Here is a 23746-nt window from a genome sequence, read left to right as displayed (position 1 = left end):
CTTTAAATTACTTCACCCATGTATTATCATGTTGAATCCTTGGTTTACTCCCAGTCATTTTGTCATGTTGGGGTTACAGTTAGCTTTTGCGATCGCCCACAGTGGAGGAGCTGCTTTGCGACCTTGGGCAGAGAAGCATATAGGGCCAAGGCTTTATCGCATTTTCTTTGCATTAGTTAGTTTACCGTTGGCTGTAGTATTAATAATTTACTTTTTTAACCATCGTTATGATGGGTTGCAACTTTGGCAAGTGCAGGGCGTACCGGGAGTACAAGCATTCGTTTGGGTATTGTCAGCAATTTCCTTTTTGTTTTTGTATCCTGCCACCTTCAATCTACTAGAAATTGCTGCCATTCAAAAGCCCCAAGTCCATCTCTACGAAACAGGAATTATTCGTATTACTCGTCATCCTCAGATGGTGGGGCAAATTATGTGGTGTATTGCTCATACCCTTTGGTTAGGTACTAGCTTTACGTTGGTGACTTCTATGGGATTAGTGTTGCATCACTTGTTTGGGGTTTGGCATGGCGATCGTCGCTTAGCCCACCGCTATGGAGAAGCCTTTAAAATAGCTCAACAGCGCACGTCAATAATTCCCTTTCAGGCAATTATTGATGGTCGTCAATCTATCTTGTGGCAGGAATTTCTGCGCCCCGCCTATTTAGGAGTTGCCATTTTTATAGCTTTACTTTGGTGGGCACATCCCCTGTTGCTTGTCGCAACTAGTAAGGTAAAATGGTAGTCCTAGGTGATCCCCACTAATAAAAGAAAAGACTAAACAAATGAAAATTTCTGCTTATCAATTGCTACCAAATCAATGTAGGATGAATTGAAACAGCTGTTAGTGGGGGTGCGCTCAGTCAGTTTGTTATTTCCATACTGGTATCTCGCTGACCAATTGCCTAAGCTAGGGAGTAAATGGCACAGCAGTCTAAATTTATCTCTAGCAACGGTAATTAGGAGTAAAAAACAAAGCAGCCGCTAAAGAAGTCACATTGGCTTTTTTGGCAAAGCTCAAATCAATCCTGCAAGAGTTGCATAATAGTTTTTGCCCTGAAGCTTCTATAGGCATTGACCTGCTTGCCAACTTCTCTTGCTAATGGCTAGTTTAATAATAAAACCCTATAATTCTTAGAGGCGTCATGGTGTTGTCGGTTAGTGAGCGGACATTTACTCAAGAAGTTTTAGAATCTCCACTTCCTGTTTTAGTAAATTTTGAAGCACCTTGGTGTGGTTTATGTCGCATTATCCACCCCTTGCTGTTGCAATTTCAAGCTCAATGTGGAGAGCAAATTAAATTAGTTGGGGTTAACGCTGATGATAATTTCAAACTTGCTAATACTTATCGACTAAAATCACTACCAACTTTACTACTGGTTGATAACGGCATAGTCCAACGTCGCTTAGAAGGGTTTCGTGGTAGAGAAGATTTGCGTCTAGCTTTAGAAGAAATAAAAATTACTTACAGCAACCGTTCGAAAATATACAGCAACTCAAAGACAGCAGACTTGGAATATCGCTCTGCATGAAGTAAGTTAATAGTCAATATTCAGCACTTAAGAGTTATTACTTTTGACTGCTGACTTAGAAATTAGACTCAGTGTATTGGGCAGCAAATATAAAACCATGCTTAATTACCCCACCCAAAGCTCATTGGGTGGGGTATTTTATCCTCAAGGGTGTGTGTCACAATTATTAACAGTTCTGCCTGGACAGTTGCCTGCGGCGGAAACCGTCCGCAGTACTGTCCTAAACTTAGTCAAGAATTCTAAAAATAAGCGTCAGTGATGGAAGTAATCTATGAATATGCCTGGCTGATTCCGGTATTGCCTCTTGTAGGAGCAATGCTAGTCGGTCTAGGATTAATTTCGGTAAATCAGGTGACAAACCGCCTGCGGCAACTTAACGCTGTAGTTATCATCTCCTTGATGGGAGCAGCGATGGCGTTGTCTTTGGCCTTGCTGTGGAGTCAAATTCAAGGACACCCGGCTTATCTCCGCACCCTCGAATGGGCAGCAGCAGGTAATTTTCACCTGAGAATGGGCTACACTATCGACCACCTCACAGCCCTGATGCTGGTGATTGTGACAACGGTAGCTCTATTAGTCATGATCTACACTGATGGCTACATGGCTCATGACCCAGGGTATGTCAGGTTTTACGCCTATCTGAGCTTGTTTGGTTCCTCCATGTTGGGTCTGGTAGTTAGCCCTAACCTGGTACAGGTTTACATTTTTTGGGAACTGGTTGGCATGTGTTCCTACTTGCTGGTTGGCTTCTGGTACGATCGCAAATCCGCAGCAGATGCCTGTCAAAAAGCATTTGTAACTAACCGAGTGGGTGACTTTGGTCTTCTACTTGGCATTCTGGGACTGTTCTGGGCAACAGGCAGCTTTGATTTTAATGTGATGGGCGATCGCCTCGCACAACTCGTAGAATCAGGTTCTGTGAGCAATTTCCTCGCCATTGTCTTGGCAATTTTAGTTTTCCTGGGTCCAGTTGCTAAATCCGCCCAATTCCCCCTACATGTCTGGCTACCAGACGCAATGGAAGGCCCCACACCCATTTCTGCCCTGATTCATGCGGCAACAATGGTGGCAGCAGGTGTATTCCTAATTGCCCGGATGTATCCAGTTTTTGAACACGTTCCCGCAGCAATGAACGTAATTGCCTTTACAGGGGCATTTACGGCATTTTTAGGGGCAAGCATTGCAATTACCCAAAATGACATCAAAAAGGGTCTAGCATACTCCACCATCTCCCAATTGGGTTACATGGTGATGGCAATGGGACTAGGCTCATACAGTGCTGGATTATTCCACCTAATGACCCACGCCTATTTCAAGGCGATGCTGTTCTTAGGTTCCGGTTCTGTAATTCACGGCATGGAAGGAGTTGTTGGTCACGACCCTGCCTTAGCGCAAGATATGCGGTTGATGGGGGGATTGCGAAAGTATATGCCCATCACAGGAATTACCTTTTTGATTGGTTGCTTGGCAATTTCTGGTGTTCCACCTTTTGCTGGGTTTTGGTCAAAAGATGAAATTCTCGGACAAGCTTTTGAGGCTAACCCACTTCTGTGGTTGATTGGTTGGCTAACTGCCGGCATTACTGCTTTCTACATGTTTAGAATGTATTTCATGACATTTGAAGGCAAATTTCGCGGTACTGACGAGAAAATCAAGGACAAGCTTAAAAAGGCCGCCGCTACAATTATCCTGGAATCAGAATCAGCAGAACTAGCCCCAAATTTTGGCCCTGGGGCAATGAAACATGGTGAATTGGCTGCTACTGGTGATCATCATGATTCCCATGACTCCCACGGGCATCATAGCGATTCTCCTCACGAATCACCGTGGACAATGACCCTGCCGTTGGCACTGTTGGCTGTGCCTTCGATTTTGATTGGTTTAACAGGTACACCCTACGCTAATTATTTCGAGGAGTTTATTTTTCCTCCTAGCGAAACCCTCACTGAAGTTCTAGAAAAGGCCGCCGAGTTCAATCCGACGGAATTTTATGTGATGGCTGGGGCTTCTGTAGGTATTTCCTTAATTGGGATTACCTTGGCTTCCTTGATGTACTTACAGCGTAAAATTGACCCAGCTGCGATCGCATCTCAAATCAAACCACTTTATGAGCTATCCCTCAACAAGTGGTACTTTGATGACATTTACCATCGTGTCTTTGTCGTTGGTTTGCGTCGCATCGCTAGACAAGTTATGGAAGTTGACTTCCGTGTTGTTGATGGTGCAGTTAACCTCACAGGCTTTTTCACCCTTGTTAGTGGCGAAGGTCTGAAATACTTAGAAAACGGTCGCGCTCAATTTTACGCCTTGATTGTATTTGGGGCAGTTTTGGGTTTAGTGATTGTCTTTGGTGTCACCTGATTTTAATAGGGGTGGGCGGATGTCTGCCCCTAAGTTTTTTAAGAGTCTAATTTAGACTCTTTTTTTTGACTGAAGTTAAGATATATAAGGTAATCTAACGAATCGATAATCTAAGCATCAGTGGCTTAAATTCCCTAATTCAAAAAAGGCAGTGAATAGGCGAATGATTAAGAAAAAATACATTTATTGGCAAGATGATGATATGTGGTTAGGTTATCTCGAAGAATATCCTGACTATTGGACTCAGGGTGAAACTGAAGAGGAGCTAAGAGAAAATCTACTCGATATTTACAGTGAATTAACAAGTGGAACTATCCAAAATATTCGCAGAGTTGCAGAACTTGAAGTTTCGTGAAACGAAGAAATTTAATCAGTAAACTTGAAGAAATGGGTTGTATCTTGGTTCGTCATGGTGGCAAACATGATTGGTATCAGAATCCAATAACAAAAATTTCTCAAGCCGTTCCCAGACATAGAGAAATCAAAGAGCAACTTGCAAAACATATTATTAAGATGCTTAATGATGAAGCTGGCTAACACTGCATTAGTGTTAACTGTTGAGGTTTTATGATTTGTAATTCCAGTAAAATAAGAGGTACTGTACTAGAGAGTTTAGGTATTCACTATGACCCTTGAACAGCTTGAAGCCGAAGTTCTTGCACTTCCAAAAGATTCTCAAGTGATTTTATTAGCAAGATTACTGGAAAGATTGGGTCAAGAAAGTGGAATAGATCAAGAAATTGCGGCTAGTTGGGCTGAAGAAGCCCAGAAGCGTGATGAAGATATGAACACCAATCAAATTACTGGTATTCCGGCTGAAGAAGTATTTCAACGAGTTCGTGCATCTTTACAATGACAAGAATTGTATTTCATCCATTGGCAGAGCAAGAACTGGTTGATGTCGCAAGTTATTACGAGGAACAAAATCAGGGGCTAGGGCTAGATTTATTGACAGAAATAGAAGGTGCAGTTAATCTCCTCATACGTTATCCTACTGCTGGTGTAGTAGTTCGAGGATTTGTTCGTCGGCTTATTCTGCCTAAATTTCCTTATTCACTCCTATACCGTGTTGTCGATGATGATTTAATTCGGATTCTAGCCATAGCACATCACAAACGTAAGCCTGTGTACTGGATTGGTCGAGAATAAAATTCAGAAATCAATTAAAGGATTAGTGAAATCGGAGAAAGGCATGAAGTTATTGCTATGGGAGACAGACTACACAGTAGATAAATGATATACCATCGTGAGTGATAGTCTAGGCACGGTTTGCGATCGCTCTTTCTCTGTGTGCGATCTTTTTTAAATGTATATAGATATAAGATAAAAGTAATTGTTTATTTTAAACTATGCTAAATCAACCAATTTCAACAGTCTTAACCCGGATACGCGAAAACTTAAAACAACTCTATGGAGAACAGTTAGACAAACTAATTTTATTTGGTTCACAAGCCAGAGGAACAGCACAGCCAGACTCAGATATTGATATTTTAATTGTATTAAAAGATGTTTTTAGCTATTCTCAAGAAAGCGAAAAAATAAGTCAAAGTATTGCAGATTTATGTTTAGAATATAATGTTTTAATTAGTTGTGCGTTTGTTACCCGCGATCAACTCGAAAATTATAATAGTGGTTTCTTCCGTAATGTCAGACAAGATGGGTTAGTAATATGACCCCTGAACAACAAAGACTCCTAGAAAAAGCAGAGAGAAGTTTGCAAGCAGCGGAAGAACTCAATCAAAAAGGTTTTGCTGAATTTGCAGCATCTCGTAGCTATTACGCAATGTTTTATATTGCTACCGCTTTTTTAGAAGGCGAAGGACTTGGTTATTCTAAACATTCAGCCGTAATTGCTGCTTTTGGAGAAAGATTTGCACGTCCACAGCGAGTTCCCCGTGAATTTCATCGTTATCTAATTGATGCAGAAAGAACTCGTTTACGCGGTGACTATAATACTGATCCTAATATTACACAAGCTGATGCCGATCAGATTATTCAAAGAGCTATCGAAATTCTTAATTTTGCCAAAGCAAATATTGACTCTTTATGCCCTTGAATAATCACAAAAATCCTGTTAATCCTTTTATTTTGTTAGCGCAGCGTTAATTATACATCCTGATTCTGACATTTGATCAAATAACTCTAGGCTTCAATATCGTCCCAAAGCTCCGAAACTGGGAAAGTTTATCCTACTGCTGCTTGTCGCACGGACTCTTGCAGGTCGGCTAATATTTGTGCTTTTGGCTCCTGTTCATCAATCCAAGCTAAACCACTGACGTTATCAGAATTTATAGAACTCATCAGCTGTTGCCAAAGTTCTACAGGGACGAGTACATCTGTTGTTTCTCCATCTGTGTTGGTGACATAACGAATTTGACTTTCAATTTGTGCGATTATCATAAGCTTATTTCTCCTAATCATGCTTTTTTGCATTAAATCGCTTTTTTCAACAACTACCAAATAGATCGTGTATCCTGGGTTGGGTTATGCGTAGACGCGGAGCGGCTTGTCGTAGACATCGCATCGCTATAATTCTAGTCTAGTGGCTCTTTCAGGGTAAGTTTTTAACTTGACTGGGTGTATCCTAACCCACATCCTGCTCATCCTTCCTCTAGTCAAAAGAAACTCTCAAGAGCAAAATGGGGGATTGCCAATTTAATTAAATCAACCTAACAAGAGAGACCAAATACCCAAAAAGCTGTTAGTTAATAGCTAGTGACTTTTTGCCAAACATGACTTTGATTGCAGACGAATTGTGATGAATATAACTAATTTCCCGTGGCTGACGACGATTATCTTATTGCCGATAGCCGCGTCACTACTGATTCCCCTCATCCCAGATAAAGACGGCAAAACAGTGCGCTGGTATTCCCTAATCGTAGGGTTGATAGATTTTGCGCTGATTGTTTATGCTTTTTATACTGGGTACGACTTCTCCAATCCCGATTTGCAACTGGTAGAGAGTTACCCTTGGGTACCGCAACTAGATTTGAATTGGTCAGTAGGGGCAGATGGCTTGTCAATGCCCCTAATTATTTTGACTGGATTCATCACCACGCTGGCGATTTTAGCAGCTTGGCCTGTGACGTTTAAGCCAAAGCTATTTTACTTTTTGATTTTGGCGATGTATGGCGGTCAAATTGCTGTATTCGCTGTTCAGGATATGCTGTTATTTTTCCTGGTGTGGGAACTAGAACTAGTACCAATATACTTTCTGCTGTCGATTTGGGGAGGTAAAAAGCGGCAATACGCAGCGACAAAGTTCATTCTATACACAGCAGGTGGTTCGCTGTTTATTTTGCTGTCTGCCCTGACAATGGGATTTTACGGCGATACGGTGACGTTTGATATGCGAGCGATCGCTCTCAAGGATTTCGCCCTCAATTTCCAGTTGGCGCTATATGCCGGCTTCCTGATTGCCTACGCCGTTAAATTGCCAATCATTCCCTTGCATACCTGGCTACCAGATGCCCACGGTGAAGCAACAGCACCAGTACACATGCTACTAGCGGGTATTCTGCTGAAAATGGGCGGTTATGCCTTGGTTCGCATGAATGCTCAAATGCTCCCCGATGCCCACGCTTATTTTGCGCCGGTGTTAGTGGTGCTGGGGGTAGTTAATATCATTTACGCAGCCCTCACATCCTTTGCCCAGCGAAATCTGAAGCGAAAAATTGCCTATTCCTCAATTTCCCACATGGGCTTTGTCCTCATTGGTATTGCTTCCTTCACAGATTTGGGATTGAGTGGGGCAGTTTTACAAATGGTTTCCCACGGATTAATTGGGGCAAGTTTATTCTTCCTCGTCGGTGCAACTTATGACCGGACACATACCTTAATGTTGGATGAAATGGGTGGTGTTGGTAAGAGGATGCGGAAGATTTTCGCCATGTTCACTGCCTGTTCGATGGCTTCTTTAGCATTGCCAGGAATGAGTGGTTTTGTGGCAGAGCTAATGGTGTTTGTCGGCTTTGCTACTAGCGATGCTTATAGCTCCACATTTAAAGTCATCGTAGTATTTTTGATGGCAGTTGGAGTGATTTTAACTCCGATTTATTTGCTGTCAATGTTGCGAGAAATTTTCTACGGTCAAGAGAACGAAGAATTAGTTTCTCACCAAGCTTTGATAGATGCCGAACCCCGTGAAGTATTTATCATTGCTTGTTTGTTAGTACCAATAATTGGTATTGGTCTTTATCCCAAGTTACTGACTCAGATGTATGATGCAACCACAGTACAACTGACAGCGCGGTTGCGTAATTCTGTGCCAACATTAGCACAGCAAAAAGAAGAAGCACCACAGGTTTCTTTAAGTGCCCCAGCAATTGGTAATTAAATAGTCATTAATAATTTAAATTACTATTGCTTTGAGGGTGGGTTTTATACCCACTCTTTTTTTTGAAAAAGTTTGCTTTTACTAGAAGCATATAACAAAAACTTTATAATTTTTTATTATCGAAGGTTAATTAATTGAATAGTTTGGGAATTATATTACAAGTAAATCATTTACTGCCAAATCAATCTATTTGCAATAATTTTCAAGAAAATATGGAAGTTAAATTAGGATTTGGGGCAGTCCCAAGACCTCAATATGTTTTTGTCAGCAAGGAATCTGACTACTGTTGGTATTTGCTATCTGATGATAAAAAACCAATCCCTATTTATGACAGAGCTTTAACTGGAGTAATCACAGAGATTGAAGTTAACAAAAAAGTTGAAACTTCACATGGAGAAGCCGAAAAAACTGATATACATATTTTGGCCGATAAACCTTATGTCATACGTTCAGGTAGTGAGTCCTACTTTTCTAAAAGTTTGTTACTTTCACTTGATGCCCTAACTTCTCAACAATTGTCTCGTCCGCTAACGATCGCAGTCAGCCCTGGAGATAAAACAATTGTATTTTGCACAATTTACGATCCAGTAACTTATCGGTCTGTAGGTGTTAGTTGGGACGGGCATAAAGAGATAGATTGGCAAGCATTAGGGCAAAAAGTAAGTCTAAAAATTAACGAACATTATAATTTAAATCAAGATCAAAATTACCTTCAAATCATGCCTGAAAAACGTGAAGGTTTTATAGCTCAAACCGATACATATTTAGCACAATTAAACTGGACAGCAGATCAAGGAAGAGAATTTTTACAGCAGAAATATGGCAAGCGATCGCGCCTACAATTAACTGATGCCGAAATTCTGGATTTCATTGATTATCTGAGGTTACAAATAAACGCAAGCTACCAAGCTTAAAAGCCAATACGGTTCACTTAAGGATAATTATATGTTGGGTTGAGGCAATGCGTTACCCAACAAATCCTTGAAAATGTTGGGTTTCGTCCCTCAATCCAACCTACGCGATTTAAGGTTTTTAGTTCTAACTGAACGGTATTGGCTTAAAAGCGATTGCCTCAAAATCTCACTCATTTGCTTCTGGTAGCCAGTTTTCATCCAAAATTAATTCTAAAGGATAGGGACAATCTTCTGGAAACACAGAAATTTGAATCCCTGTTTGCTTTGCGACTTGGCGACGTGCCCTTTGATAGCTTTCCTCAAGTTGCTCTGTAGGATACTTATTGAGACTGGAACTATCTTCAATCGTTAACTCAATTTGGGTACGAGTATCAGTTATAGAATCCAACCAACTATCTAAGCGACGCTGAGGTTGATATTGCCACTTAAGCAGATGTAATAGCAGGCGAGTTAGTTGACTGGCAATACCTCGCCTTTCGCTTTTGCCCAAGTCTTCAATCTCCTCAATCAGATGTACCACATCAATTTCTTGCCAGTGATGTTGCCGTAATAGTTGGGCTGTTTGTTTAATCCACAAATTGAAATCTGCTTTATAAGTTGCACTCATGAAGGTCAAAAGCCTGAACCAGCGTAGGAGTGAAGCGCAGTATTAACCCGCGATATTTTTAAGGTAGCATTAGTTGAATTAAAACTTCTGCGTAGATGCTTCTTCGCGGCTTGCCGCAGTCATCACCTGTCAGTTGCAATGAAGTTTTAACTTGGCTGTATTATGAAGTCAAATAAAACTACCGAAACCATCAAACGATTAATAACTTGCTTTTTTTCATCAGTCAAACATCTTTTATCTTCCCAACAAACTATTTCAGCTTGATAGTGGATATTAGCTAAATCTACCGTAGTAGAAATGAACAGTGGATATTAGCTAAATCTACCGTAGTAGAAATGAACAAACGCATCGGAGATTCTACAGAAGGTAAATTATCACGTAATTGTTTCATAGTTTTACCAGAATAAGGTTGAAGAAACATAATTTGTTCTGGTAACACCTTTTGTACTTGAAGTATTTCCTCTAGTACTGATTCAAAAACACCGTTTATAAATAGAGCAACAGGCTTGAGCATACAAATTGTCTCTTTTTTAAGAACTAAAATGATACACACCTTTAGTTAAAATACCCAAATCTTTTAGCTAAAAACACAACCTAGCAAGTGTCGTCTATAGTTAGCAACATTTTTTAAAAATCTTACCAATTAAGAATTTAGGTAAACGAAAACACATTTTACATACAGAGAATAAAAAAACAGCGATGACGCTTCATCACAATTTATTCACAAGGCTCAGTGTAAACAACTACTACGAGTATTTCCAAATCTAATACAGTGTCAAAACTCCCAAATTTGGATTTTTGTCAGAATCTTGGATATCCTCTACATGCGATCGCAAAATCTCTTCAATTTGTGTGGTTGAACAATTGCCATAACGAATCCAAATCACTTTTGGAGGAAATCCTTGCAAAATGCTCAACTCGTTAAAATCAGCATTTCTCGTTACAACACAGTAAATCCACTTTGTCGGGCATACTCCCAAACAATTAAATCATCTGCTTGATCTAAGCAGATGAGAAAAAGATGCTGAGAATTTGGGTACATATCAGTCAATCGACCAACTAGGCGAGGTGATAGGTTATGGTCAAATAATAACTTCACACTTGCATTGTCAGCATTTGCCGTTCTCGATCAGCCGCATAGCTAAGGCAAGCTAAAATATCTTCTTGTGTCAAATAAGGAAAATCACTAAGCACTTCCTCGTAGGTCATGCCAGAGGCAAGATAAGATAAAACATCGTACACAGTAATTCGCATTCCTCGAATACAAGGTTTACCACCTCGTTTTCCAGGTTCAATAGTAATAATATTGTGATAATTTACAGCCATAAAATTTAATCTATATCAAAAATCTTCATCGTCAACAAAAAATTCGGCATCATCTTCAAATCGAGAATTACTCTGCCGAGAACCAGCTAGACCCCATAGTGGTTGCAATACAGCCATGCCAATCAACCCAATACCAGTACCGAAAGCCAGCACTAAACCCATTGGTATCTGAATTGATTGGAATGTTAAGAATTTTAACGATACTGGTGTAGCATTTTGGACTGAAATAATTGCGATCGCGCTTCATTTCATTTTCCGATACGTTCAAGTTCCTCTCGCAATACTCGCCGTAATACTTCTTCTAAAGGTTCACGCCGCTGCTGAATATACTCACGCAAGGCATCATTAATCAAAGTTTGGTAATTTCCCCCACCTGCTGTGTTAACTTGGTCACGAAACCATGCTAATACTTCATCATCTAGGCGAATTGTGATTCGAGTTTTACCTGTTGGTATCGGTTCAATAGCTCCCCGTTTACCTTCGCTAAAATCATACTCAGCTTCCATCACTTATCCCTCCTCATATTGCTTTTGTTCATGGCGCGTAGCTGTACGGGCACAAATCAATCTAATCTCATCATTTCGCCATGTATACACAACCACTAAAATTCGACCGAAAGCATCCATCCCAACGGTAATAAACCTTTCCTCATCAAAACGCTCGTCGGTGATGGTAATTGCTAAATCGTCAGAAAATACCGATACTGCATCAGCAAAGTCAACACCATGTTTGCGAAGATTGGCTGCTGCTTTCTGGTTATCCCATTGATACGCCATCTAAATCTATTGTATGCACATTTGTACATATTAACGGCTTGCGAGTACTTAATTAGTATGAGCGTATAACGGTGTGCTTTTATATGTTTTTCAACTCTCAAAAATCTTCATCGTCAACAAAAAATTCGGCATCGTCTTCAAATCGAGAATTACCCTGCCGAGAACCAGCTAGACCCCATAGTGGTTGCAATACAGCCATGCCAATCAACCCAATACCAGTACCGAAAGCCAGCACTAAACCCATTGGTATCTGAATTGATTGGAATGTTAAGAATTTTAACGATACTGGTGTAGCATTTTGGACTGAAATAATTGCGATCGCTACTACCCAAATAGCTACTACTAAAGATGTGAAAAAAGGAGCCAGGGTTTTCATACTTTGATCAAAATTAAGGATGAAGAGTTAAGAATTATTAATTAAATAACTAATTTTACTAAATTAAACTGCTACTGCTTCTAGCTTAACAATTATACTTTCCAGCGCTTGAGCAACGTTGGTGAGTTGTTAAGAGAGTTGGTTTGCATGTAAACGCTTACCAATTAAACCTGATGGGCTGCGGCTGGGCAACTCATTTGATGCACTTTTAATATTTGCCACAATAGTATCAGTAATCTCTGGAGTGGCAGAGTCTGCATAATCAGAGATATATTTAATCCCACAGTCAGGAGTTGGATTATGGCTGGCAGTAAACATCAATGCCCCAGCGGAATTTAGGTAACGGAAGTTGTAGATAATGACTGGTATGGGGTAATCCCGATCAGTAATTCTTACATCCCATCCTAAGTCTGCTAAGACTTCAGCCGCTGTCTGGGCACACTGGTCAGCTAAAAAGCGAGTATCGTAGGCAATAAGAACTGGTCTATCTTTTTGATAGATTATTTCGAGGCAACTTGCGATCGCTCTTGTTACTTTCCGTACTTTAGGAAAAGTAAAGTCGTCAGCAATAATCCCTCTCCACCCGTCAGTGCCAAACTTTATTTTGCTGGAATTGCTACTAGCGCCCATTTTTGTCATTTTCTCCAAATGCTATTAGGAAGCTCCCGCAAAGCGATTATCCCAACCGTGACTTCCCTCACTGCTATTTAGCAATGTCAACCCCTGATCGACCTTTTGCTAGTTATCACCTTTGGTCTTTAGTTGCCCCAGCTATAGGGCAAGAACGCTGGCATTGCCAGATGAGACGGGGGTTTATCAAAGCACGTCAACATGAACCACAAGTTAAAGCCCTATTAGCGCAGGCGACTGCACCTCAGCGGATTGGGATACTTGCCCAAAAAGGTGTTTATGAATTTCATCATCATAGGCATCTGTTGCACCAATCAGATGGGGTAGAACAAGTTGCACAGCTACTAAAATTAAGCAAATCTACCGAACAGGTACAACAGCGCGTGCTGCAAATTTTGCAAAAGTACCATGATGCTCCCTTGTTGTTGGATAAAAACATTGTCCAACTAACTCCGGGTGATGAAGGCTTCCCCAAACCGATTTTAGTAGAACAAGAAGATTATTGTTTCCGCCTCTATGCGGCTATGGACTGCGTTTTCATTGAAAGCGATCGCACTTTGCATATTTTAGATTTTAAAACTGGTAAATCCGCTTTTGACCAAAGGCAGGCACTAGTTTATTTACTGGCAGCTCGTTATCTTTATCCTGAGCGTAAAGCTGTAGCATCGTTTTATAATTTAGAACTTTGTAAAAAGTCAGATTTGATTAGCATCAACAATGGCGAATTAGAATCTTTAAAATTTGAGTTGGCTAATATCGCCCACAAGCACCAGCACGATTTGCAAAAATATCAAGAAAAAACTAGTAATTTCAGCAAAATTTTTCCACCTAATCCCGGAAATCACTGTCGTTTTTGCCCATTTCAGTCGATTTGTGATTTTTCCCAGCAGCCATCTCAATCCTACCCAATGCCCAGTTTAAGAACTAATGTTTAGGGCATTGGGCATTGGGCATTGGGCATAGAGAATGCAAAATTCAAAAAGGTGGCAATTCTTTGAGAATTGTAAACCGGATGTGATTAATTGCTAAATCTCCTAGGGGGATATCCTCTTTAGTGAGCCTTGCACCTTGACTACTTAAGGTTTCAAAAGATATACCTTTACCGATTTCAATGTGATACCAGCATAAGCCCATAAAAAAGCGCGTAGGATATGGGCCATTGTTTCCCACATCGTCAGGATTCGATTCCATTGGCAACCAGCCAAAACCGGGTATGTAGAACTCCAACCAAACATGATTAAAGTCTGGTTGTAAAGGGACTCCTTGCTGTTCCCCATTGGGAGGACATTTATATCTACCTACGGTGCGGCAGGGAATATTATTTAAACGACATAGAGCCAATAAGACACCCACATATTCGCCACAAGAGCCAACACCTCGTTCTAAAACTATATCTGGGGTGTCAATGTAGGGTTTGATGCCATAAGATAACTCATCGTAAACGTAGTTTCGGATACTGTACATTTTCCGCAGTAGATTCGTCTCTGAACCAACTGCATCCTCGGCAGCACGACGAACAATGTTAGTATCCATTGCTAAATCGTCATCATCTACTAAGTAACGAGTTTGAAATTCCGGTGATTGTTCAGGAATATTTTCTACATCTCTGGGTGTGATGCGATACTTAATGCCTCGAACTTCTAACAGTGCTTTCCAGCCAAATATATGCCGTTCGCCTGGGGTGAGAGCATCAAATTTAAATACTGCTACCCTTTGTCCATCTATGACTTCTTCGCTAAAGGGTAGACCAATAGGTTCAATGTGTTTGAGTTTTTGGCGTTCAGTTTCTGATGGTAAGGCGATGCGCCATTCTACGTCTGGCAAATATACCTCTTCTAAGGGGGCAATTTCCTCAGCGTAGGACATTTCAATAAGGTAGCCATTAGAGAGAGCGTAGTGTTTATCTGGCTGGTAATGGTAATGCAGGGGATGAATAAAAGTGCGATCGCGGTATGTTAACTCATGACTTGGGTCAGCATTTGGGTTATCCCTGATATATGGCTCCTCCGAAGAGTATGCTATGTAAAGATTTTCTTCGCCTGTATCGGCATTTTTATGTAAGGCAATGCCTGTAGGAGATGCAAATGGTGTCAAGACGCTAAAATTAATTTCTCCAGTTGCTCTATCTAGAGAATAAACTGTTTGTTCTGTGCGATCGCAAATCCAAAGAACTTCTTGACTCACTACCAAATTTTCTACGCCTACCCCAGGTGTATAAAACTTCGTAATTTCTTTACGCGTTTCGCGGTCAAAAACTAGAATATAGCCCGATTTTTGACAGCTGATGTATACTGTCGATTCCCAAACCGCAATCCCGTTAGCAGGATAAGGCAAGGTGGTAAAATGCTCTAGCCCTAAAGACGTGAGCTTAGATAAATAAACACTATTTTCGCGAGTCACCCACAGTGTATCTTCCCACACTGCTAAACCAGTGACATCGCTAAACTCTCTAACTTGGTGAGGATTGAGAATTTTACTGTTGTCAGAGGTGGGATCAATTTCTAGTAGATGCCCTTTAATAGTATCGATCGCAATCAGCGTATCTTTGATGAAAGCAATGCCGCTAAGAGTAGCAGCGGTAAGCGGTCGAATTGTCCTTTGCCCAAACATCTGGCTAGCAGTCAAACTAGGGAGTGCAAAACTCATATTAAGCTTATTTGTTCAACGGTTTAGCACCCCTAGGATTAATTTACGCTACGCGGTCAGTTGTCAATAGTCAGTTGTCAGTTGTCAGTTGTCTTATTTATCACTGTCTACTGACCATTGACCACTGTCTACTGACAAAATTCTATTTCACAAGGGACGTAGAGTTTTTATTCTGGCATATCCTATGTTACCAAACTTCAGATTTATATTACTATCAATTATCAGTACAGTGTGTTTAGAAAAATTCCCTCGCAAGAAATAATACTCAACAACTAAAGAAAGAAAAAGTGGCAATTATCAAGAATCACATTTACACTTATACAGCTAAACCATCAGCTTAATGTAACTTTAGTTGATGTTTTTGCAGCCATTACTAAATTATGATCAAATTTTGTAACTATTTCCTGTAACCTACACGATGTCTGCTAACTCTCTGCCTGAAGGTGCTGTCATGTGGCATAGTTTGGAAGTTAATAAAGCGCTAGACCTGCTTGAAAGTAATGCAGACAGTGGCTTAACACCCCCAGAAATTGAACAGCGTTTCCAAAAGTACGGCCCCAACGAACTAGAAGAACATGGCGGCCGCAGCACTTGGGAAATTTTGCTAGATCAGTTCAAGAACATTATGTTATTGATGCTGATTGGCGTAGCTTTGATTTCTGGGTTTTTAGATGCCGTAGCTTGGCAAGCAGGTCAATTAAAGCCGGGTGAAGTGCCATTTAAAGACACGATCGCGATTATGGCGATTGTCATCCTCAATGGTATCCTTGGCTATGTGCAAGAAAGTCGTGCCGAAAAAGCCTTAGCAGCACTAAAACAACTAGCCTCTCCCTTAGTGCGAGTCCTCCGCGGTGGCAGGCTCGAAGAAATAGCAGCGAAAGAACTAGTCCCAGGAGATGTGATGCTGCTAGAGGCTGGGATGCAAATCGCCGCAGATGGCCGCTTGATTGAGCAATCTAATTTACAAATCCGGGAGTCGGCACTTACAGGTGAAGCCGAAGCTGTCAACAAACAGGCAACTTTATTATTGCCTGAGGATACATCATTAGGCGATCGCCTGAATTTGGTCTTTCAAGGCACTGAAGTAGTCCAAGGACGAGCTAAAGTGCTAGTGACTAACACTGGCATGAAAACCGAACTAGGCAAAATTGCTGCCATGTTGCAAGCGGTGGAAAGTGAACCGACACCCTTGCAGCAGCGCATGACTCAATTGGGTAATGTCCTAGTTACCGGTTCTTTAATTCTAGTGGCGATCGTTGTCATTGGCGGTGTCATCCAAGCCAGAGGTTTTAGTAATATCCAAGACTTATTGGAAGTATCCTTGAGTATGGCAGTGGCGGTAGTTCCAGAAGGTTTACCCGCTGTAATTACTGTCACCTTGGCATTGGGAACTCAGCGGATGGTGCGTCACAACGCCTTGATTCGCAAACTGCCAGCAGTAGAAACATTAGGTTCTGTAACCACCATCTGTTCTGATAAAACTGGCACTCTGACTCAGAACAAAATGGTAGTGCAGTCAATTTACACAAATGACCATGCTTTTCGAGTGACAGGAGAAGGTTATGCTCCCACAGGAGATTTTCAATTAAATGAGCAAAAAATTCCCGTAGATGAATATCCAGAAATTCCTGCTTTGTTAGTCGCCTGCGCCGTTTGTAATGATGCAGTGCTGCAAAAAGAAAAAGGGGAATGGGCAATTTTGGGAGACCCCACAGAAGGCGCATTAGTCACCTTGGCGGGAAAAGCAGGCATTGAAAGAGACCAGTGGAACAGTAAGTTACCCCGTGTTGGTGAATTTCCTTTTTCCTCAGAACGCAAACGCATGAGCGTAATTGCTCAGATAGAATCAATAGCCACAGGTGAACCATCCACAGCAGTTGATCCTGCGATCGCAGGTTTTGTAAATTCTGAACCTTACTTAATGTTCACTAAAGGTTCACCAGAGTTAATTTTGGCACGTTGTACTGAAATTTATTTGGGTACTAACTCAGCCCCTTTAAGCGAAGCACAGCGCACTCAAATTTTGGCAGCAAATGACCAAATGGCGAGTAAGGGTTTACGGGTACTCGGTTTCGCCTACAAACCTTTAGCAGAAATCCCACCGGAAGGCTCAGATGAAGCATCTGAGAAAAGCTTGGTGTGGCTAGGATTAGTGGGAATGCTAGATGCCCCACGCCCAGAAGTGAGGGCAGCAGTCCAAGAGTGTCGGGATGCAGGCATTCGCCCGGTGATGATTACTGGCGACCATCAATTAACTGCACGAGCGATCGCTGTTGATTTGGGAATCGCCCAAGAAGGAGATAGAGTCCTCACAGGTCAAGAATTGCAACGGATGAGTGACCAAGAACTAGAAGAAAACGTTGATTTGGTCAGCATCTATGCAAGGGTAGCTCCAGAACACAAACTCCGAATTGTGCAAGCATTGCAACGCCGGGGTCGATTTGTCGCTATGACAGGCGATGGTGTCAACGATGCCCCAGCTTTGAAACAAGCTGACATTGGGATTGCAATGGGTATCACTGGCACTGATGTGAGTAAAGAAGCCAGTGACATGGTGTTACTAGATGACAACTTTGCTACTATCGTTGCCGCCACCAAAGAAGGTAGAGTCGTTTACACCAACATTCGCCGCTTTATTAAATACATCTTGGGGAGTAACATTGGCGAAGTTCTCACCATTGCCGCAGCCCCACTTTTAGGGCTGGGAGGTGTTCCCCTGACTCCATTGCAAATTCTCTGGATGAACTTAGTCACAGATGGTTTACCAGCTTTGGCATTGGCTGTGGAACCCCCAGAACCAGATGTGATGAAACGTCCGCCTTTTAGTCCCCGTGAAAGTATTTTTGCTAGGGGTCTGGGTTCTTACATGATTCGGATTGGGATTGTCTTTGCGATTATCACGATTATTTTGATGCAGTGGGCATATTATCATTCCCAGGCAGTAGTGGGGCCAGGGCTAAGTCCAGAACGTTGGAAGACAATGGTATTTACTTCTTTGTGTATTGCCCAAATGGGTCACGCGATCGCAATTCGCTCTAATAACAGGCTAACTATCGAAGTGAATCCTTTCTCCAATATCTTTGTGTTGGCGGCTGTGATTGTGACAACGATTTTACAGTTGATGCTGATTTACGTTCCACCCCTGAGAGGCTTCTTTGGTACATACTGGCTTCCTCCGACAGAGTTAGCAATTTGTATTGGCTTTAGTGCTTTGATGTTTGTGTGGATTGAGTTAGAAAAACTGTTCTTCCGCTTTATGGGCAAAAAGAGTGTGTAAAAAAGTGAGGAGTTATGAGTTGAAGAAAATTTTGAATTTAAAACTCAAAACTCAAAATTTCTAACTTTTAATTCCTAACTCTTAACTTTTTGCTATGTATCTTAAAACTCTGCATCTGAGACAATTTCGTAATTACCAAGAGCAAAAGGTGGAGTTTACTGCTGCCAAAACAATATTGGTAGGTAATAACGCTCAGGGAAAGTCTAATTTGTTGGAGGCGGTGGAGTTGTTGGCAACATTGCGATCGCATCGGATGGCACGCGATCGCGATTTAATTCGAGAAGGGGAACCTGTAGCTCAAATTCAAGCCACCCTAGAACGACAAAACGGCATTAGTGATTTAACCTTAACTCTCCGTCGTAATGGTCGCCGTAGTGTTGCTATTAACGGCGAGTCTGTGCGACGACAAATGGATTTTCTGGGTGTTATCAATGCGGTGCAGTTTTCCAGTTTGGATTTAGATTTAGTGCGCGGCGGCCCTGATGGTCGCCGCAATTGGTTAGATACGCTGTTAATTCAACTCGAACCGATTTATGCTCACATTTTGCAGCAATATAATCAGGTGTTACGCCAGCGCAATGCCTTTTTAAAACAAGCTCAAGATTCAGCTTCTAGTACTCAGAACTTAGAACAATTAGCTGTGTGGGATGCCCAGTTAGCAACCACAGGGACAAAAGTAATTAGAAGACGCGATCGCGCTATCCAAAGACTTGCTCCTATTGCTGCCACTTGGCACGCTAATATTAGCGGCAGCACAGAGGTTTTACAAATTCAGTATGTGCCTAGTGTTCCTTTAACACAAAACCATCCCGAAGAAGTACAATTAGCTTTTTTAACCAAAATTCAACAACGATCTGTTGCCGAACTGTACCGAGGCACTACCCTTGTCGGCCCCCATCGTGACGAAGTAGAATTGACCATTAATCAAACGCCTGCTCGTCAGTATGGTTCTCAAGGTCAGCAACGAACCTTGGTACTAGCCTTAAAACTAGCAGAATTGCAATTAATTGAAGAAGTCGTCAAAGAGCCTCCATTACTCTTGCTAGATGACGTTTTAGCTGAGTTAGACCCATCGCGTCAAAATCAATTACTTGATGCCATTCAAGACCGTTTTCAAACTTTGATTACTACCACTCATTTGAATTCTTTTGATTCCCAGTGGTTAAATTCTTCCCAAGTTCTACTTGTTAATGCAGGAGAAATATCATCGCCTGCTACTTTTTTCTAAGCTAAAAATTAAAAAGAAAAACCTTTTGGTCATGAATTAGGTTTACAAATATTGCAGTTATGCCCCCAAAAAATCACATTTTAGATAAAAACGAAATCGCATCACTAGGTGCATCATTACGAGAAATTGAACAAAAATTACTAAAACAAGATCATAAAAAAGGTAATACAAGAATTTGGTTCCAAGGCGAAGAACCATATTTTGATGTTTTCTTTGATTTCAGTAATGATGAAATTTCCTGGTTTCAATTTACATTTCGCGGCAAATCTATTTCCTGGGATAAAAGAAAACCAGAGTTACAAACAGGTACTACCAACGAATTATGTATTGATGATGTGAGTTTTTATGCAGCTAGCAAAACAATTGAGAATGATAAACAACTAGATGTGGAGTTTATTGAGTTAGTTAAATCAATTTTAAAAACTAGATCAAAAGAAGCAATTTTTGCTCAAGCGTTGGCATTATTTTAGTTAAGCATTAACTACATATCTTCTAATCTTTTAAACAAGTTGAGAACTATAAAAGTCAACACAGCACCAATCAATCCTAAACGCCATAAACCTAACCCAGCTGCAATTCCCAAACCAGCAGAAACCCAAATAGATGCAGCTGATGTAAGTCCGTGAATTTCCAGTCGCTGTGATTTTTTGGAAGATTGGCTGACAATTTCGCCAGCCCCAAGAAATCCCACCCCAGCGGCAATACCTTGGATTACCCGGCTGATAGCATCAGAACTTGGTTGTAGCGTAACTATTTGTAGAGGCATGAGAGTAAACACGGCTGAGCCTAGACACACTAACATGTGGGTTCTTAAACCTGCGGGTTTATTTCTAACTTCACGTTCAATACCAATAATTGACCCCATCAGTAAAGCAAGGCATAGTCTCAAGACGATGTTCAGCCAATCATCGGGCGCAAGATAGTAAGTGTTTGACAATTTTGACACTAAGAAAAAATACTACATACTATATTACCAAGTAATGTATATCCAAATATTTTCAAAAAATATTTGGACTTAAATTTTAATAGCTTGACTACAGATTCTAAATTTTATTGAAAAAAACGTTGAATTATATTTTTATAACCATACAACAATCTTTTATATTTGTTTGCTTGCTGGTTGATTCAACCAGATATTTTTATTCAGTAAGATCAGATTTCATTTATAATTTATGTCAAGATTAATTATCTTTATTAATCACAAGCAATAAAAAATAGATTGATATAGATATTTAATTGTCAAAAATAACTATAATTTATTATTCTACCTCAAATTAGTAAAATTAACTATACATTTAATACATTGATTATAAAATGTATTATTAAACGGTAGTTACTCCATTTCAGTAAATCGTAAGACTCCCCTAGTTCACAACAAATAAACAATAAATTGAGTGGATAAACTCTACTGGCTTGACCAAATTAAACTGCAAGACCGCGCTCAAGTAGGTGACAAAGCATTCTACTTGAGCAGAATCATGCAGCGTGGCTACCCAGTAGTACCTGGTTTTGTAGTTTCAGCAGAAGTTTTGCGGCAATTCCTAGAAACTCTCAATAGTTCAGAGTCATTAGTTGCAGACTTACCCTATTCTTCTTTGCACTTAGATGTAGCCAATTGGCGGCAACTTCAACAAGTAGCAGGTCGCTTGCGTCAAGAAATTATGACCGCAACTGTACCATCACAGTGGGTAAGTGCAATTTTTCAGGCGGCTGGAGAATGGGAAAGTAATTATCTAATTTTGCGGCCAACGTTAGCATTATCAACGATGGTGCAAGGGTTGGGAAATACATCTGGACTATTAGAGTCAATATTTTGCTCCTGTAATGAAAAAGCGATCGCCAAAGCCTTAAAGCATACCTGGAGCCAGCTATTTCGTGCCAGAAGTTTAATATATTGGCAGCAATTGGGAATTAGCCTTCAAAAAATTAATTTAGCAGTATTAGTGCAACCAGTACAAAATGCGATCGCTAGTGGTTTACTCAATGCCAACTCTTCAGGGTGGAAAATAGAGGCTACTTGGGGATTAGGAATGGCGATCGCCCAAGGCGATGTGTCACCAGATACGTACTACTTACAACACGATACTGGAGTTGTATTAGAGCGTCATTTAGGCAACAAAATGCTAGCTTATCGTTTTGATAATGGCACATCTGTAGATGCTTCACAGTCTACACTTAGGTCAGTACTAATAGCAGATAATACTGGTATATCTGCTTATGTACTTGAAGAAGCCAAACAAAAACAGTACGCTTTACAAGAAGAACACCTACAACAAGTAATCACTCTGGGGAATCAACTTGTGAGTGAATTAGGTAAACGTTTTACCTTTGAGTGGACTATTTCTGATTCAGAGCCAGCCCCTAAGCTTTATTTAACACAAGTTATTAGTCCCCAATCTGCAATTCCTAATTTACAGTTTCTTAAAGGACTAGCGGCAGCGGCGGGACGCATCACAGCAACGGCTCATGTAATCACTAATTCTCAACAAAAGCCAGAACAACTCCCTAAAGGAGTAATTTTAGTAGTTAAAGCATTAACACCTGACTGGTTGCCATTGCTACAACAAGTTTCTGGAATTATTACGCAACAAGGAGGGTTGACCAGCCATGCTGCAATTTTGGCTAGAGAACTCGGTATCCCCTCAGTGGTGAGTGCCACAGATGCCACTATCCTGATTCAAAACGGCGAACGGCTGCTTTTGGATGGTGATCGCGGTGAAGTTTATCGTATTAGAGGAGACAAAGGAGGCGGAGTGGAAAATCAGGCACTACATCACTTCATCACTCCATCACCTCATCCTCTTATTATTCCTAACCTACCCATGATTGCTACCCAGCTGTTGGTTAATCTCAGTCAGCCCAGCTTAGTAGAACAAGTGCAAAGTTTACCTGTGGATGGGGTAGGATTATTGCGCTCAGAATTAATGTTACTAAGTACACTAGAGGGACGGCATCCTCAAAATTGGCTGCTCACTGGACGACGAGCAGAGTTATTAGAGTTATGGTCTGAGCAAATTATGCGGTTTGCTCGTACTTTTGCTCCCAGACCAGTATTTTATCGCTCTTTGGATTGGCGATCGCCCGATTTTCCATCACACGCTAATAGTTCCCAGTCTGCGCTTCAGTCGATGCTAGGCGATCGCGGTACATTTAGCTATGTAGGCAATCCTGAAGTCTTTGAATTGGAACTGGCAGCTTTAGCAGCTGTCCAAAAAGCTGGTTACAGCAATATTCACCTATTGTTACCTTTTGTGCGGAGTGTAGCAGAGTTTTCCTTTTGTCGGCAAAAGGTTGAGCAAGCAGGTTTAACCCAGGTATCTCAGTTTCAACTGTGGATTATGGCAGAAGTTCCAAGTGTACTGTTTTTACTACCAGAATACGTAAAAGCAGGTGTAGCCGGAATTTCCATAGGTACAAATGATTTAACACAACTGTTGCTAGGAGTAGATCGAGAAGAAGGACAACTAGCAAAAGTATTTAATGAACGTCATCCGGCGGTAATGAGTGCGATCGCTAAATTAATTCAAATGGCGAAAAGTGCGGGGATACCATGTTCAATCTGCGGACAAGCACCAGCACTTTATCCAGAAATAATCGATCAACTCGTGGAATGGGGCATTACTTCGATTTCTGTAGAACCCGAAGCAGTAGAGCGAACATATCAGGCGATTGCTCGTGCTGAACAACGTTTGATTTTAACGATGGCACGCAACCAAATTGCTAAGTAGAAAGTGAGTAAA

Annotated in this window: 29 protein-coding genes and 1 pseudogene; 17 read left to right on the top strand and 13 right to left on the bottom strand. The window is 41.0% G+C overall.

All coding sequences use genetic code 11. The annotated features are described in order from the left end of the window. Positions 1-28: 28 nt before the first annotated feature. From I8751_RS24170 to I8751_RS24125, 10 genes are all read left to right on the top strand, one after another. Complete coding sequence (locus I8751_RS24170) at positions 29-742, top strand: NnrU family protein (RefSeq protein WP_214441632.1); 714 nt, start codon at positions 29-31, stop codon at positions 740-742. Positions 743-1142: 400 nt separating this feature from the next. Next, entirely contained in the window at positions 1143-1529 is a 387-nt protein-coding gene (locus tag I8751_RS24165; protein WP_214441631.1) for a thioredoxin family protein, read from the top strand. Between the two features lie 43 nt (positions 1530-1572). Beyond that, complete coding sequence (locus I8751_RS24160) at positions 1573-1788, top strand: hypothetical protein (RefSeq protein WP_214441630.1); 216 nt, start codon at positions 1573-1575, stop codon at positions 1786-1788. Continuing rightward, the gene (locus I8751_RS24155) at positions 1788-3890 is read left to right on the top strand and encodes an NAD(P)H-quinone oxidoreductase subunit 5 (protein ID WP_214441629.1); all 2103 of its coding nucleotides are present in this window, start codon (positions 1788-1790) and stop codon (positions 3888-3890) included. Before I8751_RS24160 ends, I8751_RS24155 begins: the two co-directional genes overlap by 1 nt. Positions 3891-4041: 151 nt before the next feature. Continuing rightward, entirely contained in the window at positions 4042-4245 is a 204-nt protein-coding gene (locus I8751_RS24150) for a type II toxin-antitoxin system HicB family antitoxin (protein ID WP_318780363.1), read from the top strand. Continuing rightward, positions 4242-4427, top strand: coding sequence for a type II toxin-antitoxin system HicA family toxin (locus I8751_RS24145; protein WP_214441628.1), 186 nt, complete (start codon positions 4242-4244; stop codon positions 4425-4427). Before I8751_RS24150 ends, I8751_RS24145 begins: the two co-directional genes overlap by 4 nt. 88 nt (positions 4428-4515) lie before the next feature. After that, positions 4516-4746 carry an addiction module protein gene (locus I8751_RS24140; protein WP_118162842.1) on the top strand — a complete coding sequence of 77 codons (231 nt, stop codon included), beginning with the start codon at positions 4516-4518 and terminating at the stop codon, positions 4744-4746. Continuing rightward, positions 4743-5039, top strand: coding sequence for a type II toxin-antitoxin system RelE/ParE family toxin (locus I8751_RS24135; protein ID WP_214441627.1), 297 nt, complete (start codon positions 4743-4745; stop codon positions 5037-5039). Before I8751_RS24140 ends, I8751_RS24135 begins: the two co-directional genes overlap by 4 nt. A 200-nt stretch (positions 5040-5239) precedes the next feature. Further along, complete coding sequence (locus tag I8751_RS24130) at positions 5240-5563, top strand: nucleotidyltransferase domain-containing protein (RefSeq protein ID WP_214441626.1); 324 nt, start codon at positions 5240-5242, stop codon at positions 5561-5563. After that, positions 5560-5946, top strand: coding sequence for a HEPN domain-containing protein (locus I8751_RS24125; protein ID WP_214441625.1), 387 nt, complete (start codon positions 5560-5562; stop codon positions 5944-5946). Before I8751_RS24130 ends, I8751_RS24125 begins: the two co-directional genes overlap by 4 nt. Before the next feature lie 128 nt (positions 5947-6074). Here the strand turns inward: I8751_RS24125 and I8751_RS24120 are convergent, their stop codons facing one another. Further along, positions 6075-6290: a hypothetical protein gene (locus I8751_RS24120; protein ID WP_214441624.1), complete on the bottom strand. Its 216-nt coding sequence runs from the start codon at positions 6288-6290 to the stop codon at positions 6075-6077. Between the two features lie 358 nt (positions 6291-6648). Between I8751_RS24120 and I8751_RS24115 the strand changes: the two genes are divergently transcribed. Both I8751_RS24115 and I8751_RS24110 read left to right on the top strand, forming a co-directional pair. Further along, the gene (locus tag I8751_RS24115; RefSeq protein ID WP_214441623.1) at positions 6649-8226 is read left to right on the top strand and encodes an NAD(P)H-quinone oxidoreductase subunit 4; all 1578 of its coding nucleotides are present in this window, start codon (positions 6649-6651) and stop codon (positions 8224-8226) included. A gap of 212 nt (positions 8227-8438) precedes the next feature. Beyond that, positions 8439-9140, top strand: a complete 702-nt coding sequence (locus tag I8751_RS24110) for a hypothetical protein (RefSeq protein ID WP_214441622.1) — start codon at positions 8439-8441, stop codon at positions 9138-9140. 166 nt (positions 9141-9306) lie between these two features. Here the strand turns inward: I8751_RS24110 and I8751_RS24105 are convergent, their stop codons facing one another. The 10 genes and pseudogenes from I8751_RS24105 to I8751_RS24065 all read right to left on the bottom strand — a co-directional run. Continuing rightward, entirely contained in the window at positions 9307-9747 is a 441-nt protein-coding gene (locus I8751_RS24105) for a DUF29 domain-containing protein (RefSeq protein ID WP_214441621.1), read from the bottom strand. 283 nt (positions 9748-10030) lie between these two features. Beyond that, positions 10031-10261, bottom strand: a complete 231-nt coding sequence (locus I8751_RS24100) for a hypothetical protein (protein WP_214441620.1) — start codon at positions 10259-10261, stop codon at positions 10031-10033. Between the two features lie 250 nt (positions 10262-10511). Further along, positions 10512-10655, bottom strand: coding sequence for a DUF5615 family PIN-like protein (locus I8751_RS30125; RefSeq protein WP_404800453.1), 144 nt, complete (start codon positions 10653-10655; stop codon positions 10512-10514). Positions 10656-10687: 32 nt separating this feature from the next. Continuing rightward, on the bottom strand, positions 10688-10789 hold the full coding sequence (locus tag I8751_RS30120; RefSeq protein ID WP_263973534.1) for a hypothetical protein: 102 nt from the start codon (positions 10787-10789) through the stop codon (positions 10688-10690). Between the two features lie 53 nt (positions 10790-10842). Beyond that, positions 10843-11073, bottom strand: coding sequence for a DUF433 domain-containing protein (locus I8751_RS24090; RefSeq protein ID WP_214441619.1), 231 nt, complete (start codon positions 11071-11073; stop codon positions 10843-10845). A gap of 15 nt (positions 11074-11088) precedes the next feature. Beyond that, positions 11089-11310 carry a LapA family protein gene (locus I8751_RS24085; protein ID WP_214441692.1) on the bottom strand — a complete coding sequence of 74 codons (222 nt, stop codon included), beginning with the start codon at positions 11308-11310 and terminating at the stop codon, positions 11089-11091. Between the two features lie 11 nt (positions 11311-11321). Then, a complete protein-coding gene (locus I8751_RS24080) occupies positions 11322-11579 on the bottom strand; it encodes a BrnA antitoxin family protein (RefSeq protein ID WP_214441618.1) in 258 nt (85 codons plus the stop codon). Between the two features lie 3 nt (positions 11580-11582). Continuing rightward, positions 11583-11849, bottom strand: a complete 267-nt coding sequence (locus I8751_RS24075; RefSeq protein ID WP_214441617.1) for a BrnT family toxin — start codon at positions 11847-11849, stop codon at positions 11583-11585. 97 nt (positions 11850-11946) lie between these two features. After that, positions 11947-12225: a lipopolysaccharide assembly protein LapA domain-containing protein gene (locus I8751_RS24070; RefSeq protein ID WP_214441616.1), complete on the bottom strand. Its 279-nt coding sequence runs from the start codon at positions 12223-12225 to the stop codon at positions 11947-11949. Positions 12226-12387: 162 nt separating this feature from the next. Then, positions 12388-12855: pseudogene (locus I8751_RS24065) on the bottom strand (phosphoglucomutase/phosphomannomutase family protein); the annotation flags it as partial. A gap of 83 nt (positions 12856-12938) precedes the next feature. On the opposite strand from I8751_RS24065, the gene I8751_RS24060 reads away from it, so the two are divergent. Beyond that, positions 12939-13790 carry a PD-(D/E)XK nuclease family protein gene (locus I8751_RS24060; RefSeq protein WP_214441615.1) on the top strand — a complete coding sequence of 284 codons (852 nt, stop codon included), beginning with the start codon at positions 12939-12941 and terminating at the stop codon, positions 13788-13790. A gap of 40 nt (positions 13791-13830) precedes the next feature. Here the strand turns inward: I8751_RS24060 and I8751_RS24055 are convergent, their stop codons facing one another. Next, on the bottom strand, positions 13831-15501 hold the full coding sequence (locus I8751_RS24055) for a transglutaminase-like domain-containing protein (protein ID WP_214441614.1): 1671 nt from the start codon (positions 15499-15501) through the stop codon (positions 13831-13833). 418 nt (positions 15502-15919) lie between these two features. On the opposite strand from I8751_RS24055, the gene I8751_RS24050 reads away from it, so the two are divergent. The 3 genes from I8751_RS24050 (at position 15920) to I8751_RS24040 (ending at position 20476) form a co-directional block, all read left to right on the top strand. Further along, entirely contained in the window at positions 15920-18778 is a 2859-nt protein-coding gene (locus I8751_RS24050; RefSeq protein ID WP_214441613.1) for a cation-translocating P-type ATPase, read from the top strand. 94 nt (positions 18779-18872) lie between these two features. Continuing rightward, the gene (gene recF, locus I8751_RS24045) at positions 18873-20006 is read left to right on the top strand and encodes a DNA replication/repair protein RecF (protein ID WP_214441612.1); all 1134 of its coding nucleotides are present in this window, start codon (positions 18873-18875) and stop codon (positions 20004-20006) included. A gap of 59 nt (positions 20007-20065) precedes the next feature. Continuing rightward, positions 20066-20476 carry a hypothetical protein gene (locus I8751_RS24040; protein WP_214441611.1) on the top strand — a complete coding sequence of 137 codons (411 nt, stop codon included), beginning with the start codon at positions 20066-20068 and terminating at the stop codon, positions 20474-20476. Positions 20477-20487: 11 nt separating this feature from the next. On the opposite strand, the gene I8751_RS24035 is transcribed toward I8751_RS24040, so the two are convergent. Continuing rightward, complete coding sequence (locus I8751_RS24035) at positions 20488-20943, bottom strand: MgtC/SapB family protein (RefSeq protein WP_214441610.1); 456 nt, start codon at positions 20941-20943, stop codon at positions 20488-20490. Between the two features lie 457 nt (positions 20944-21400). Between I8751_RS24035 and I8751_RS24030 the strand changes: the two genes are divergently transcribed. Next, positions 21401-23734, top strand: a complete 2334-nt coding sequence (locus I8751_RS24030) for a putative PEP-binding protein (RefSeq protein ID WP_214441609.1) — start codon at positions 21401-21403, stop codon at positions 23732-23734. The last annotated feature ends 12 nt before the right edge of the window (positions 23735-23746 follow it).

Origin of the sequence: Atlanticothrix silvestris CENA357 (assembly GCF_016056295.1) — a bacterium.
Taxonomy (GTDB): domain Bacteria; phylum Cyanobacteriota; class Cyanobacteriia; order Cyanobacteriales; family Nostocaceae; genus Atlanticothrix; species Atlanticothrix silvestris.
Note: the sequence above shows the minus strand (reverse complement) of the source record. Positions and strands in the feature narration are given on the sequence as shown.